12 protein-coding genes are annotated in these 14,392 nt (G+C 74.1%); 3 read left to right on the top strand and 9 right to left on the bottom strand.

The window, feature by feature from the left end:
• Window positions 1-71 precede the first annotated feature (71 nt).
• The 6 genes from PV682_RS25570 to PV682_RS25545 form a co-directional block, all read right to left on the bottom strand.
• Entirely contained in the window at window positions 72-3,191 is a 3,120-nt protein-coding gene (locus tag PV682_RS25570; protein ID WP_407705741.1) for a SpoIIE family protein phosphatase, read from the bottom strand.
• 216 nt (window positions 3,192-3,407) lie between these two features.
• On the bottom strand, window positions 3,408-3,827 hold the full coding sequence (locus PV682_RS25565) for an ATP-binding protein (RefSeq protein ID WP_319733750.1): 420 nt from the start codon (window positions 3,825-3,827) through the stop codon (window positions 3,408-3,410).
• Between the two features lie 180 nt (window positions 3,828-4,007).
• Entirely contained in the window at window positions 4,008-4,418 is a 411-nt protein-coding gene (locus tag PV682_RS25560) for a (deoxy)nucleoside triphosphate pyrophosphohydrolase (protein ID WP_319733749.1), read from the bottom strand.
• A 54-nt stretch (window positions 4,419-4,472) separates the two neighbouring features.
• A complete protein-coding gene (locus PV682_RS25555; protein ID WP_319733748.1) occupies window positions 4,473-4,667 on the bottom strand; it encodes an SPOR domain-containing protein in 195 nt (64 codons plus the stop codon).
• A gap of 362 nt (window positions 4,668-5,029) precedes the next feature.
• Window positions 5,030-5,782: a GntR family transcriptional regulator gene (locus PV682_RS25550; RefSeq protein ID WP_055724746.1), complete on the bottom strand. Its 753-nt coding sequence runs from the start codon at window positions 5,780-5,782 to the stop codon at window positions 5,030-5,032.
• A 154-nt stretch (window positions 5,783-5,936) separates the two neighbouring features.
• Window positions 5,937-7,091, bottom strand: a complete 1,155-nt coding sequence (locus PV682_RS25545; RefSeq protein ID WP_319733747.1) for a DUF4190 domain-containing protein — start codon at window positions 7,089-7,091, stop codon at window positions 5,937-5,939.
• Between the two features lie 90 nt (window positions 7,092-7,181).
• Here PV682_RS25545 and PV682_RS25540 point away from each other — a divergent pair, with 90 nt between their 5' ends.
• The 3 genes from PV682_RS25540 to PV682_RS25530 all read left to right on the top strand — a co-directional run bounded on the left by PV682_RS25540 (window position 7,182) and on the right by PV682_RS25530 (window position 10,441).
• Window positions 7,182-8,348 carry a serpin family protein gene (locus tag PV682_RS25540; protein WP_319733746.1) on the top strand — a complete coding sequence of 389 codons (1,167 nt, stop codon included), beginning with the start codon at window positions 7,182-7,184 and terminating at the stop codon, window positions 8,346-8,348.
• Between the two features lie 76 nt (window positions 8,349-8,424).
• The gene (locus PV682_RS25535; protein WP_319733744.1) at window positions 8,425-8,775 is read left to right on the top strand and encodes a YybH family protein; all 351 of its coding nucleotides are present in this window, start codon (window positions 8,425-8,427) and stop codon (window positions 8,773-8,775) included.
• Window positions 8,776-9,256: 481 nt separating this feature from the next.
• A complete protein-coding gene (locus PV682_RS25530; protein WP_456154975.1) occupies window positions 9,257-10,441 on the top strand; it encodes an IS701 family transposase in 1,185 nt (394 codons plus the stop codon).
• 70 nt (window positions 10,442-10,511) lie between these two features.
• Here PV682_RS25530 and PV682_RS25525 read toward each other — a convergent pair whose 3' ends face one another.
• The 3 genes from PV682_RS25525 to PV682_RS25515 all read right to left on the bottom strand — a co-directional run bounded on the left by PV682_RS25525 (window position 10,512) and on the right by PV682_RS25515 (window position 14,348).
• On the bottom strand, window positions 10,512-12,578 hold the full coding sequence (locus PV682_RS25525) for a helix-turn-helix domain-containing protein (RefSeq protein WP_319733740.1): 2,067 nt from the start codon (window positions 12,576-12,578) through the stop codon (window positions 10,512-10,514).
• 74 nt (window positions 12,579-12,652) lie between these two features.
• A complete protein-coding gene (gene aroC / locus PV682_RS25520) occupies window positions 12,653-13,828 on the bottom strand; it encodes a chorismate synthase (protein WP_319733738.1) in 1,176 nt (391 codons plus the stop codon).
• Complete coding sequence (locus PV682_RS25515; protein ID WP_319733946.1) at window positions 13,797-14,348, bottom strand: shikimate kinase; 552 nt, start codon at window positions 14,346-14,348, stop codon at window positions 13,797-13,799. Before PV682_RS25515 ends, aroC begins: the two co-directional genes overlap by 32 nt.
• Between the last annotated feature and the right edge of the window lie 44 nt (window positions 14,349-14,392).

The following is a 14,392-nucleotide window of genomic DNA, read 5'->3' as shown; positions in this document are numbered from 1 at the left end:
GGGTCGGTCGGGCCCAAGGGGTTTTTTGCATCGGGGCCGGTGGGGGCGGCGACGGCAACCTGAACCCGCCCCTAGAACAGGCTCAACAACGCCTCCGCAGGATCGACCGGCGTCGAGTCCCCGTCCGGCAGCGGGAGTTCGAACCACACCGTCTTCCCCCGGGGGGTCCGGCGTGAGCCCCACGCCGCTGACAGCAGCCCCACGAGTTGCAGCCCCCGGCCTCCCTCGTCCGTGTCCCGCGCACGGCGTCGCCGGGGCTGGACCAACCCGGCGTCCCACACCTCGCACACCAGCGTCCGGTCGAGCAGGAGCCGCAGCCGGATCTCCCCCTCGCCGTAGCGCAACGCGTTGGTGACCAGCTCGCTCACGAGCAACTCGGTGGTGTCGACGAGGGGTTCGAGGTCCCAGCTGACCAACTGGGCCCGCGCGTACTCCCGGGCGCGCCCGACGCTCTTCGGCTCACGCGGCAATGTCCAGTCCCCGACGGACTCCGCGGGCAGCCCCTGGACGCGGGCCATCAGCAGCGCGATGTCGTCCTCGCCGTGGTGGGAGTCGAGCGTGTTGAGAACGTGGTCGCAGACGTCCTCCAGCGGCTGGGAGGGATCGGTGAGCGCCCCCACGAACGCCTGGAGCCCTTCGTCGAGGGGATGGTCACGGGACTCGACCAGCCCGTCGGTGTACAGCGCGAGCAACGCCCCTTCGGGCAGCTCGACCTCGACCTCCTCGAACGGCTCCCCGCCCACGCCGAGCGGCATACCGGGCGGCACGTCCAGCATGAGCGCGGGCTCGCCGGGTTCGACCAGCACCGGCGGCAGGTGGCCCGCGTTGGCGAACGTGCACCGGCGGGTGACGGAGTCGTACACCGCGTACACGCACGTCGCGAGGTACACCTCGGAGAGGTCCGCCTCCCGGGGGCGCCGGGCCGCGCGGGTCGCCTGTTGCACGCCCCCCGGCGTACCGAGGCCGCGCGCGATCTCGTCCAGTGCGCTGAGGACTTCGGCGGGTTCGGTGTCGAGCAGCGCCAACGTCCGTACGGCTGTGCGGAGTTCACCCATCGCGACGGCGGCCCGCAGGCCCCGTCCCATGACGTCCCCGACGACCAACGCGGTGCGGTGGCCCGGCAGTTCGATGACGTCGAACCAGTCGCCGCCGACCTCGCTGGGGCGCCCGGTGGAGGCGTTGCCCGGCAGGTAGCGGCAGGCGATGTCGAGGCCGGAGGCGATCGGGTCGCCCGGCGGCAGCAGGGAGCGTTGCAGTATCAGCGCGCGTTCGCGTTCGCGCCGGTACAGCCGCGCGTTGTCGATGCTGACGGCGGCCCGCGCGGCCAGTTCGACGGCCAGGTCGCGGTCCCGGTCGCCGAACGGCTCGCTGCCCTTCGTACGGGAGAACTGCGCGAGCCCGACGACGGTGTCGTGCGCGACCATCGGCACGGCCAGCGTGGACTGGACGAGGCCGCCTTCCGCGCCGGCGATGTGCTGGGGGCGTGCGGTGCGCAGCGCGTCCGCGCGGGGCGACGTGAACGGGAAGTGGTGGACCGAGCCGACGGGGATCGGGGTGCCGCCGGTCGCGGTGAACGGGACGTCCGAGACGGCCGACGCGAAGGCGACGCGGCGCAGTTCCGCGCTGCCGTCCGCGAGGCCCGGCGGGGTCTCGTCGCCGGCCAGCAGGCCCTGGTAGAGGTCGACGGTCGCGAGGTCGCAGAAGCCGGGGACGACCACGTCGAGGAGTTCGCGGGCCGTGGTCTCCAGGTCGAGGGAGTTGCCGATGCGGGCGCCGGCCTCGTTCAGCAGGGCGAGGTTGCGGCGGGCCGCGGCGGCTTCCCTGGCCGCCGCCCTGCGGGCCGTGATGTCGATGCCGAGCCAGGCGATGCCGATGGGGCGTCCGCTGCCGCTGTGCACGCGGTACAGGTTGATCGACCAGTGCCTGCGCTCGTCCGAGCCCGGGGTGAACCCGGTGACGTGCATGTCCGTGATCGAGTCGCCGGTCTGGAGCACCCGCTTCAGGGTCGCGGTGACCCGCTCGGCCTCCGACCGCTGGAGGTAGTCCGCGACGCCGTGCCCGCGGTGGTCGTCCGGTGTCCCGCCGAACAGCGACGCGAACCGTTCGTTGGCCCGCCGCACTCTCAGGTCCGGGTCGATCAGCAGGAACCCGAACGGGGATTGGCCGAAAATCGACTGCGAGGCGGCGAGGTCGGTCTCGATGCTGCGCAGCGTCCGCACGTCGACGACGATGCACACGGCGGCCCGGTCGCCGTCCGGCGTCGTGGTCGGCATCACATAGACCTCGGCGAGCCCCCTCTCCCCGCTCTCCGGCGCCTTGAACGGCACCACACCGGTCCACTCCCGCCCGTCCAGGATCTCCGCCATCTTCCGCTGCCCCCGCGCGCGCAGGTCCGGGTCGATGAACGCCTGGATCGGATCCAGCCCGACGGCCCGCTCCGCGGAGATCCCGAAGATCTGCTCGGCCCGCAGACTCCACTGGTCGACGAGCCCGTCGGGCCCGATGGAGAAGGAGGCGACCCGGATGTAGTCGTAGATGGACCCCGGGGGGCTGCTCTGCCAGACCGCGTCGGCGGCGGGGACGTCGGAGAAGGCGGAGGAGGGTACGGGCGTGGGGCGGGGCGCGGCCGATTCTCCGCGCGGGGAGCCGTCGGCGGCTTCGCCGTGGGCACCGGCACGGGAGGGAGCGGGGGTGGCGCCCGGGGCCACGGGGGCGGTACGGGGGCGGGCGGCGCCCGGCGGCTCGCCCTGCGGGGCGCCCTCGGCGGGCTCGCCGTGCGCGCCCGTCCGGCGCGGGACGGGGGCGTCGGTGGAAGTGTCGCGGGAGTGGGCCGGGGCGTCGCCGCCCGAGGCGCTGGAACGGGCCGACGCACTGCCGCGCGAGGCGTCGGAAGCGTCGTGCGACTGAGCCCGAGGGATGCCGGAGGACTCGGGGGACCGGTCTCGCGCGGCGCCGGGACTGTCCTGTGCCGGGTTCCGGGTGCCCTCGGGGGTCGCCCCGTGCGGGGCAGCCGCGTCGGTGCGGTCCGGCCCGTTCGGGCGCGCGGTGTCCCTCGGCGCCGTGCCGCCGGGTGAGGCGCCGTCGCCGAAGGCGCCCGCGGCGTCCGACGGGTCGTGCGACCCCGTGGCCTTCGCTGGTATCTCGCTCACGCGAACCGTCCCCTCCAGCTCACCGCGCCCGGTACCGGTCACCAGGGGCGGCTGCCCGCAGTATCCAGCACTACGGGGCCGCACGGCACGGTGTTCACGATCACAGCACGGTCCAGGCGTTTTTTGGACCGTTCCGTTCCAACACTTCCACTCTTCTAACCAGCGGGCACACCCTCGAACCACCCGGATCGACACGAGTCCCTGGCCGAAAACCGACGTACGCCGCCGGAAAGCCGGCCGGGGCGGCGTTTTCGCAGGTCACTCGGGCACCGTCTCGGGCACCGCCAGTTCGAACCAGACCGTCTTGCCGGTCGCGTCCGGACGCGTACCCCACCGGTTCGCCGCGGACGCGAGCAGCTGGAGCCCCCTGCCGCTCTCGTCCTCCGGCCGGGCCGCGCGCTCCCGGGGCGGGTCGGGCAGCGGATCGGAGACCTCGACGACGAGGACGTCACCGAGCCCGGCGGGCCGGACGAGCCGCAGCCCGATCGGCCCGGCCGCGTGCCGCAGGGCGTTGGTCACCAGCTCGCTGACGAGCAGGACCGCGACATCGCTCACCCCCTCGAGCCGCCACCTCTGCAACTGCATCCGAACGACCGTACGAGCCCCGCGCACCGCTCCCGGATCCGCCGGGAACGTCCACTCGGCGCAGTCGCCTTCGGTGTCGATCACGCCGATCACTTCCCAGCACAGCGATGCACACCATGTCCGATTTCAGATATTCGATAACCACATACCCGATATCACACACTCGGTACCACCCGACTTGGCGCACACCACCCCACCCAGCGCACGCCCGCCCCCCACGCTCCGGCACACACACCACCCACGGCCCCGCGCGCGCCCCGGACCCACCGCGCCTCACTCCACCCCGGCCCCCATCCGCCCCACCACTTCCCGCACCGCCGCCACGTCCTGCGCCAGCCACTCGACGCCCCACACCTCGTCCCGCGTCAGCCACCGCAGCTCGTCGTGGTCCTCCAGCGGGGCCGGCCGGGGCGACCCGGGCCGCAGCCGGGCGACGTAGACCCGAAGCGTGTACGGCGACCGGAGCGGCCACTCCCCCGGAACCCGGTCCCCCACCTCCGCGTCGACCCCCAACTCCTCCCGGAGTTCCCGCACGAGCGCGTCCTCGGCCTTCTCCCCCCGCTCCACCTTCCCCCCGGGCAGCTCCCACCGCCCGGCCAGCTCGGGCGGCGCGCTGCGCCGGGCGGCGAGCAGCCGTCCTCCGTCGAGAAGCGCCGCGCCCACCACCACGATCCGCTCAGTCATGCGCCGGAGCCTACGGGAGCCGGCGAAGGGGCCGGGGCGCCCTGCCCCCGCCGGTCAGTTGCGGGTCGGGTCCCCGTGCTGTCCCGCCCGCTCGACCCAGTACAGCTGCCGGTGGCCGGTGTCGTCGAGCGTGTCCGCGATCTTCTGCGCCTCGTCCTGGGTCGCGTAACGCCCCACCCGGTACCGGTTCCCGTTGTCGTCCTGACGTATGACGAGCCAGGGCAGGGAGATGGTGCTGCCGTCGGTCATCGCGCCCCGCTCCTCCCACACGCCCCACCCGCTGAGGAAACCGCAATACGCATATGCCCGAGCCTACGCCCAACCTTCACGCACCGAACACGCCTTTTCACCAACAGACATGCAACAAGCCAGCCAGGAGGGGGCGTACGCCCCCCGACCGACCTCTCGGGGCGGGGGACGCGCCCGCTCGCGCCCGCTCCCGCCCGCCCGGCGCGGGAATCCGCCGCCCTACGGGACCGACGAGAAACGACCGGATTTGACGGGACAGCCGGCCACGGCCCACCGCGGCCCCGCGGCCCACCACCGCCCCGCGCGGCCCCCGCACAGCCCCCGCCCGGCCCCCGACGGGCCGTTGGCCGCCGCCGGGCCGTTCAGCGAACCGGCAGGTGATAAGCCACCCGGTACCGATCGGCCGGAATCACCACGTCCGCGGTCTCCACCGCCCTCCCCGACGCGAAGTACGTCCGCTGCACCACGATCACCACGTGCCCCGGCACGCCCCCCAGCGCGGCCAGTTCGTCGGCGAGTCCGGGCCGGGCCCCCACCTCCTCGGCGACGTTGTCGACGATGACGTCGATGGCCCGCATCCGCTCGACGACCCCCATCCCCCCGAGGGGCCCCTCCTCGGGCAGCATGACGGGCGTACGCCCCGTGAGGGCCAGCGGCTCCCAGGACGTGGAGAGCATCATCGTCCGCCCGCCCTCGCGGAAGACGTAGCGGGTGCGCATCACCCGCTCCCCCGCCTCGATGCCGAGCCGGGCGGCGACCCCGGCGTCGGCGTCGGCCTGTTCGCTGCTGGACTCCCAGGTCCCCCGGACGTCGCTCTCGGCCTGCTCCTGCCGGAACGGCGTGGCCCCCCCGGCCGGCCGGAATCCGGAGCGGGCGATCCGGCGCGGGACGGGCCGCTCGCGGACGTACGTCCCCGACCCGGAGCGGCCCTCGACCAGCCCCTCGGCCATCAGCACCTTGCGCGCCTCCAGCGCGACGGTGTCGGAGACGCCGTACTCCTCGCGGATCCGCGCCTGGGACGGCAGCCGGGTGTGCGGCGGGAGCGAACCGTCGGCAATCTTCCTGCGCAGATCCCCCGCGACCCTCAGATACGCCGGCTGCTCACCGATACTCACAAGGCCGCTCCCATCAGGCTTTACAGACAGCTACAGCCTGGCAACCCTGGGTTCCTCCATGCAAGCAAAGGCCAGAGAATCACTCGATGTGATGACAAAACCCGGGGTGGAGCTTTACGGGGGAACTTTCTCCCGGTATAGCCGCGTTCACACCTCAGACGTCGAGCCGGCCGCCGTCCTCGCCGTCCGAGGGCACGGTCACCGCGAGCCCCAGCGCACTGCGCGCCCCGATCGTGGTGGTGCCGTCGACGAACGCGTACCCGGCGTCGTACGCCTCGTAGTACGCGTCCGCGTCGTCGGCGGCGGCGGCTTTGCGCCAGGACTCGCGCGCTTCGCGCAGGTCCCGCAGGAGGAGGTCGACCGAGGTCTGCGCGCCGGACCAGGAGCGCGCCTGAAGCGCCGTCAGCTGCTGTCCGAGCGCGTCGCGGACCTCCGCGGCCCACGCCGTGTTGGCCGCCAGGTCCTCCTCCGGGTACTCCTCGGGCTCGGCGTACAGGGCGTCGTCGATCGCCGACATGGCTGTCAGGAAGGCGATCTGGTCGTCGTCGAGGGTGGTCTCGTCGCGGCGCAGCGAGCCGAGCAGGGAGCCGCCGAGGTCGGCGTGGGCGTAGACGCAGGTGATCGCGCGGTCGCCGGCCTCCCAGCCGTCGCGCTCGGGCAGCAGGGTGTACCAGTCGGTGTCGTCCGGCACGGCCCAGGGGTCCATGGTGTAGCGGCGTTTGAGGTCGTAGCACTGGTCGTTGCCGACCTCCCGCAGCTTGGCCCGCCCGGGGAACTCGTCGCCGCTCACGGGGACGATGCCGAAGATCTCGGCGTCGTGGGGGCGCTCGCAGTCGGCCTCGTCGACGTCGTACACGTCGTCGCCGATCGTGTCGCCCGGCGGCAGGTCGAAGCAGTCGCCGGTGTCGAGGGCGGAGACGGTGGTGGTGTCGGCGGCGTCCTCGATGGCGCGCACCGCGTCGCGGGCGACGTCCGTGGTGAGCGCGACGAGCCACAGGGCGAGGCCGAGGGACGACAGGACGATCCCGATGACGGCCATCGCCCGGCCGCGCTCGCCGCGCCGCTTGATCTGGACGAGCGCGATGATCCCGAGGACGATCCCGACGGCGGGCAGGAAGCACAGCGCGCCCAGCACGAGCGCGGAGATCGCCACGCCGTTGACCTGCCGCGCCGGCCGGTACGGACCCGGCGCCCAGCCCTGTCCCCAGCCCTGCGGCGCCGGCGCGGCGACCGGTGCCCGGCCAGGCTCCGGGGCGCGGAACGGGTTGTCCTGGGGCCCCTGGGGCTCGTGCGGCGGGGGTGTCGACACGGGTAGCGTGCTCCTGGTTCGGACGGTCCGGTTTTCACACAGGTGTGCGGGCGCATCGTAAGCGAGCGGTAAACGGGGGCGGTAACGGGTATGCGGACGGCCGTACAGGCGGTGAACGCGCTCACCTCGCGGTGGGCCGGGTCCGTGGACGTCTCGCACGGTACGGCCTTCTCGGCGGCCGGGGTGTGGCCGCTGCTGGCGTTCCTCGCGGACGGGGCGGACGGCGCGGCCCGCGCGGAGCTGTCGGCCGCGGTGGGGGTGCCGGCGTCGCGGGCGGCGCCCTTGGCTCGGAAGTTGCTCGCCGGGCTCGCGGACGTCGCCGGGCTGGACGGCGCGGTCGGCGTGTGGGCGCGGCAGCCTCTGGAGCTGCGGGAGTCGTGGGGCGAGGGTCTCGCGCGCGGGGTCCTCACCGGTGACCTCGACGCCGACCGGGCCGCCCTCGACGCGTGGGCCCGCGAGCGCACGGGCGGACGCATCCCCTCGATGCCGGTCGCCCTCGACCGTGGCACCGAGTTCGTCCTCGCGAGTGCGCTCGCGCTGCGGACGCGGTGGGTGGAGCGGTTCCAGGAGACGTTCCTGGAGTCCCCGCACTGGACCGGCCACGCCTACCTGGGCCTGCGCCGGACGACCGACTCCCCCGACGAACTCGCCGTGGCCTCCACGCCGTTCGGGTGCGTCACCGAGGTGCGGGTGCGCGGTACGGAGTCCCTGGACGTCCATCTGCTGCTGGGTGAGCCGGAGTTGTCGCCCTCCCGGGTGCTGCGGGCGGGCGTCGGGCTGCTCGCCGGGGAGCATCCCGTCGTACCCGGCTCCCGGCTTCCCCTCGGTGACGCCGGGCCCGGGGTGCGGGTGCGGGAGGCGCCGAGTGCGCGGCAGAAGCCTGGCGAACTCATGCTGCTCACCGCGCCGTTCGCGTTGACGGCTCGCCATGATCTGCTGGACCGGGCCGAGTTGTTCGGCCTGGGGGCCGCGCGGGACAGGTCGCGCGGTCACTTCCCCGGGGTCAGCGGGCGTCCCCTCGCGGTGAGTTCGGCCGAGCAGTCCGCCGTCGCCCGGTTCGGCGCGCAGGGGTTCGAGGCGGCGGCGGTGACGCTGGTGGCCGCGGCGGCGGGCGGGATCCCGGAGTTCCGCTGGACCACCAGAACCGTCGAGGCACGCTTCGACCGGCCCTTCGGGTTCCTCGCGGTGCACCGGGGGACGGGGCTGGTGCTGATGGCGGGGTGGGTGGCGGAGCCGTCGGACCGGTACGCGTTCTGACGGCGGGCGCGGGCCGATCTGACGTACCGGACACCCCGCGCTTGCCCCACCGCCGGGCCCGCCCTGAGCTGGCCCCATGGATCACACCCCGCCGTACGACGTACGCGACCTCCCGGCGACCTTCCAGCGCGCCTTCAACGCGAAGGACTCGGCCGCGCTCAAGGACCTCTTCACGGAAGACGCCGTCACCGTCCTCCCCGACCGCGACACCCAGGGCGTCCCCATCACCGACCTCCCCATCGCCCTCACCCTCCGCGCGACGCACACCGCGGGCGACACGGCCCTCCTGATCATCGACTACACGCACACGGGCACGGCCCCCGACGGGCGCCCCCTGCGCTTCACGGGCACGGCGATCGACGTGGCCCACCGGGGTGCCGACGACCGCTGGCGTTTCCGGATCAGCAACCCGGCGGGTCTTGGCTGAGGACGGCGTGACGGTCCTCGCCCCACAGCGAGCGCGCCCCCGAAGGTGGGCTCACACGGTTTCCGCAGGTCAGCGCGGTGAGGGCGGCCCTGCGCGGCGAGCCGTCCCCCGGTGAGCCACCTCCCGCCCCGTGAGCCCCACGGCCCCCGCCCGGTCGGCCCGCGTCCGCTTCCGGCCCCACCCGGGGGCTGCGCGAACGGCCGACCCCGGGCGGGGGTGGCCTGTGTGACCCGGGAACACTTACACCGCTCGTTGCAGACGCGGTGCGGGCGATTTGTTGACGGCGTTGTCATCACGGCTTCGCACATGAGGACGGGACAACCACCGAGCGCCCCAAAGTCGATTGCGTGCCCACCTGGTTACAGAGCGGTGACCGAAGAGACGGTTGGGACAGCGACCGACAGTAGCTGTCCCCCCACACACCGCTGAGGAGACCGTCGTGCCTGTGTCCACCTGCGCCGGGTCCGTACCCGCCGGGTCCGTGACCACACGCCACCAGTCCGCGGGCCGGCCCCCCGCCCCGGCCGTAGACGCCGTGGCCGCCGATCTGAGCCGGGTGCTGTTCGCCCCATTCCGCAGAAGGGACCAGCGACGCAAGGCCGAGATGTACTTCCAGGGCCTGCTCACCACGAGCGGCCGCAAGTCCGTCCGGAACATCGCCGCGCACCTGGGCGACCCCGGCGCGGAACAGGGCCTGCACCACTTCATCTCCTGCTCCACGTGGGACTGGCGCCCCATGCGGGCCGCGCTCGCGGCGTACACGGAACGCCTCGCGCCGGCCCAGGCGTGGGTCGTCCGCTCGATGCACATCCCCAAGGCCGGCGAGCACTCCGTCGGCGTGGACCGCCTGTTCGCGCCCCAGCTGGGCCAGCTGTTCAGCGGGCAGCAGGCGATCGGCGTCTGGTACGCCTCCGAGCGGCTGAGCGCGCCCGTCCACTGGCGCCTCCTGCTCACCGACCCCTGGGTCAGCGACCCCCGCCGCCGCGACCGCGCGGAGGTCCCCGAGAAGGCGTCCGCCGAGAGCCTCGAACAGTGCACGGCGGAAGCGGTCCTGGAGGTCGTCCAGCGGGGCAGCGGCGTCGCGCGCAGGCCCGTCGTCCTCGACGTCCGGGGCGGTACGACGGCGGCGACGCTGACGCGGCTCTCGGACGCCGGGGTCCCGGTACTGGCCCGGGTGACGGCGGCGACCCGGCTGGCCGTCGCCGACCGCGCGCTCCCCGGCTTCCGCGCCGGCCTGCTGTGCGCGTCCCAGATCCTGGAGGCGACGAAGGGCCTGCGCCGCCCGGTGACCTGGCCCGACCCCGCGGGCGCGGGGACGGTGCGCTCCGCGCTGGCCTCCGTGGTCCGCGTGACGGTCCCCGACGCGCAGGGCCGCCGGCACCCGATGCTCCTCCTGGGCGAGTGGTCCGACCCCAACCAGCCGCCGTCCGCAGCCTGGCTGACGAACCTGAGCCAGTCCCCGGTGGGCCGCCTGGTCCGCCTGACCCGCCTGCCGCGCCGCGTGGAGACGGACTTCGCGGAGATAGGCGAGCCCTGCGGCCTGCGCGACTTCATGGGCCGCTCCTTCCCCGGCTGGCACCGCCATGTGACCCTGGCGTCGGCCGCCCACACGGCGATGTCCCTGGCACGGGCGGACCACGCCCTGTCCCTCCCGCCCCAGCTGTGACACCCGTACCGAACCCCCGCCGACAGGGTTCGGTACGGCGGGGTGCGGGGGCGCTCGCCCCCGCACCCCCTCAGCGGCGCAGGACGTCCCGGACGCGATGCAGGCGCAGGGCGAGCTGGATCTCCAGCAGGGGGCCGGGGTTCTGCCAGTCGGGGCCGAGGAGGGCGGTGATGCGTTCGAGGCGGCGGGAGACCGTGTTGGGGTGGACGTGCAGAGCGCCGGCCGCCCCCGTCGGGCTGGACTTCGCCGCGAAGTACGCCTCCAGGGTGACCGCGAACTCCGTGAAGTGCTCCTCGTCGTGACGCAGGATCGGCCCGATCGTGGAGTCGACGAACCCCCGGACGTCACGGTCGTCGGAGAGCAGCACCCCGAGGAAGCCCAGGTCCTGGGGCGCGGCGGTGGCACCCGGCGCGTCCAGTGCCGTCACCGCGTCCAGGCAGCGCACCGCCTCCTGGAAGACGCGCCGCACTTCGAGGACCCCCCGCCCCGCCCCGGCCGCCCCGCAGGACACGGGCCGCCCGAGCAGCGGCGACAGCTCCCCGGCGACCGCCCGCGCCGCGCCGGACGCGTCGGTGCCGGGCAGGAGGAGGACCATGCAGCCGTCGTGCTCGGTCTTGAGGCCGGTCATGCGGTGGACGTAGGAGAGGGACCAGACGGTGGCCCGCCCGTGGTCCCCGCCCTCGGGCCGCATGACCACGACGACGTACGGCTCGTCGAGGTCGACGCCGAGCTGCCGGGCGCGCTGGGCGATCCGGCGGGGCGCGCGGGGCGGCGCGGAGACGAGTTCGTCGAGGAGCTCGTCGCGCTGGGGGCTCTCGGTGACGCCGGCGCTGCCCTGGATGAGGAGCTGGACGGCGCACACCTGCGCGGCGAGCTGGAGGAGCCGCTCGTCGGCGCCGACGAGCGGGGTCTCGGGGTCGAGGACGAGGTAGCCGAGGTTCTCGGCCCCGGCGATGACGGGCGCGACCCAGACGCCGTCGGGGGTGCGGACGGTGGTCCGGCGGGCGTGGGCGTCGAGGATGGCCTCGGCGACGGCACCGCGCACACCGCCGCCGGGACGCCCGTCACCGGCGCCGCCCCTCTCGGAACCGCCCGGCCGGGCGGTTCCGGCACCCCCACGCGAGAAGCCACCCGCACGCGAACCGCCGAAGCCGTCGGCGCTCCCGCCCTCGCCGTCGCCCTCGCTACAGGCCAGCGGCCTCCCCGCCGGGTCGAAGAGCTGGGCCCGCCCGTCGAGCGCTGCGCCCGCCGCCGAGACGATCGTCGCGAGGTTCGCCCCCACCAGCGGCAGGCTCATGATCCGCCCGTACGCGTCGGTGAGTTCCTGGAGCCGGACGAGCCCGGCCCGTACCCGGTAGTTGTCCTGCTCCAGTTCGGTGGACTGGTGCCGGGCGTGCTGGAGGAGGCGCGCGTTGTCGACGGCGAGCGCCGCGAGGTCGGCGAACTGGATCATCGCGCCGATCTCGTCGGGCGTGAAGTGCCGTACGGCGCGCTGGGCGCCGTAGAGGACGCCGACGGCGGAGTCCCCGACGCGCAGCGGGACGGCGAGGAGGGCGCGCAGCCCTTCGGCCTGGGTGGCGTCGTCGAGGCCCTTGGACGTGACGAAGGTGTGGTCGAGGAGGCAGTCGGCGGTCCACGCGGGCGACTTGGTGCGCAGGACGCGCGCCCCGACGCTGCCCTCGGAGACGAGGTCGACGTTGGTGCTGAGGTCGGTGACGGCGCCCTCGGCGGCGTGCCCGCGGATCTCGCCGTCGAGGCCGGTGAGGACGACGAAGGCGATGTCGAGGCTGAGGAGCCGGCGGGCGCGCCGGGCGACGGTCCGCAGGAGCGCGTCGACGTCGGGCGCGTCCATCAGGTCGCGGGCGGTGTCGACGAGGGCGGTGAGGTCGTCCTCCCACTGCCGGCGTCTGCCGGGCCGTTCGGGCAGGGCGCGGGCGAGCTGTACGGCCCGGCTCAGGCGCCCGAGTTCCGCGTCGGGCAGGCCCTCACGGCGGGCCCGTACGAGCAGTGAGTCGAAGCGGCTCGGCGGGCTGTCCTCCGCGAGGAGTTCCAGCACGGCGAGTATGTGACTGTCCGAGTTCGGCGGCTCCATCACCCAACCCATCCCCCGTAGTTCGAACACCGAAGCGGCCAGCATGACAGGGTACTTGAAGAAAAATCAGCCCCGCGGAAATCGGATTCAGCTCTCCGGAAAAACGGGGCGGGGCCCGGCTAAAGGGTTTCCAGGTATCCCCGGATGTTTCGCCGGGTCTCCACGACACTGTCACCGCCGAACTTCTCGCCGACCGCGTCCGCGAGGACGAGCGCGAGCATCGCCTCGGCGACGATCCCGGCGGCCGGCACCGCGCAGACGTCCGAGCGCTGGTGGTGGGCGACGGCGGGTTCCCCGGTCGCCATGTCGACGGTCCGCAGCGCGCGCGGCACGGTCGCGATCGGCTTCATCGCGGCCCGTACGCGCAGGAGTTCACCGGTGGACAGCCCGCCCTCGGTCCCGCCCGCGCGCCCACTGGCCCGCCGTACGCCGCCTCGGCCGCGCACGATCTCGTCGTGGGCCTGTGACCCCGGGACCCCGGCCAGCGCGAAGCCGTCGCCGACCTCCACGCCCTTGATCGCCTGGATTCCCATGAGCGCGGCGGCGATCCGCGCGTCCAGACGCCGGTCCCAGTGCACGTGCGAGCCGAGCCCGACCGGCACGCCGTACGCCAGCACCTCGACGACCCCGCCGAGCGTGTCCCCGTCCTTGTGGGCCCGGTCGACCTCGGCGACCATCGCCTTCGAGGCGTCGGCGTCGAGGCAGCGCACAGGGTCGGCGTCCAGCCTCTGTACGTCGGACGGGGTGGGCAGGAGGCCGGACGGCGCCTGCGCGCCCGCCAGCCGGACCACGTGGCTGACGATCTGCACGCCGGCCGTCTCCTTGAGGTACGCCCGCGCGACCGCGCCCAGCGCCACGCGAGCCGCCGTCTCCCGCGCCGACGCGCGCTCCAGCACCGGGCGGGCTTCCGTGAACCCGTACTTCTGCATGCCGGCGAGGTCCGCGTGCCCCGGACGGGGGCGGGTCAGCGGGGCGCCCCGCTGTACGCCGTCGAGTTCGGCGGGGTCCACGGGGTCGGCGGCCATCACCTTCTCCCACTTGGGCCACTCGGTGTTGCCGACCATGACGGCCACCGGGGAACCCAGCGTGAGCCCGTGCCGGACGCCGCCGAGGAACGTGACCTCGTCCCGCTCGAACGCCATCCGGGCGCCCCGGCCGTACCCGAGTCTGCGCCGGGCGAGCTGACCGGCGACCTCGGCGGTGGTGACGGGGACACCGGCCGGGAGACCTTCGAGGGTGGCGACTAGGGCGGGGCCGTGGGACTCACCTGCGGTGAGCCAGCGGAGTCTGGTCAAGGGGGGCTCCTCGGAAGGGGGTGGTGGGGGACGTCGGGACGGCGGGCCTCGACTCCAGCGCGTCCAGGGCCGCTTCGGCCACCTCGTCCGGTGTACGCCGGTCCGTGGCGACGATCGCCGTGGCGACCTCCTCGTACAGCCGGCGGCGTGCGGCCATCAACTCCCGCCAGCGGTCCAGGGGGTCGGCGGCGAGCAGGGGGCGCCCGGCGCCGAGGTCCAGCCGCCGGGCCGCCTCGCCGGCGCCCATCGTCAGGTACAGCACCCGGCGGCCGGTGAGCAGAGCGCGCGTACCGGCGTCGAGGACGGCGCCGCCGCCGAGGGCGAGGACCCCGCCGTGCCCGGTCAGCGCCCGCACGACCGCCCGCTTCTCGGCGGTACGGAAGGCGGGTTCGCCGTCGGCCGCGAAGATCTCGGCGATCGTGCGCCCCTCGGCGGTGACGATGTCGTCGTCGGTGTCGCGGAAACCGACGCCGAGCCGGGTGGCGAGGAGGCGGCCGACGGTGGATTTGCCCACGCCCATGGGGCCGACGAGGACGACGACGGGGTCGATGGGGTCGGCGGGGT

Source organism: Streptomyces niveiscabiei (assembly GCF_033794345.1).
GTDB classification, from domain to species: Bacteria; Actinomycetota; Actinomycetes; order Streptomycetales; family Streptomycetaceae; genus Streptomyces; species Streptomyces niveiscabiei.
Note: the sequence above shows the minus strand (reverse complement) of the source record. Positions and strands in the feature narration are given on the sequence as shown.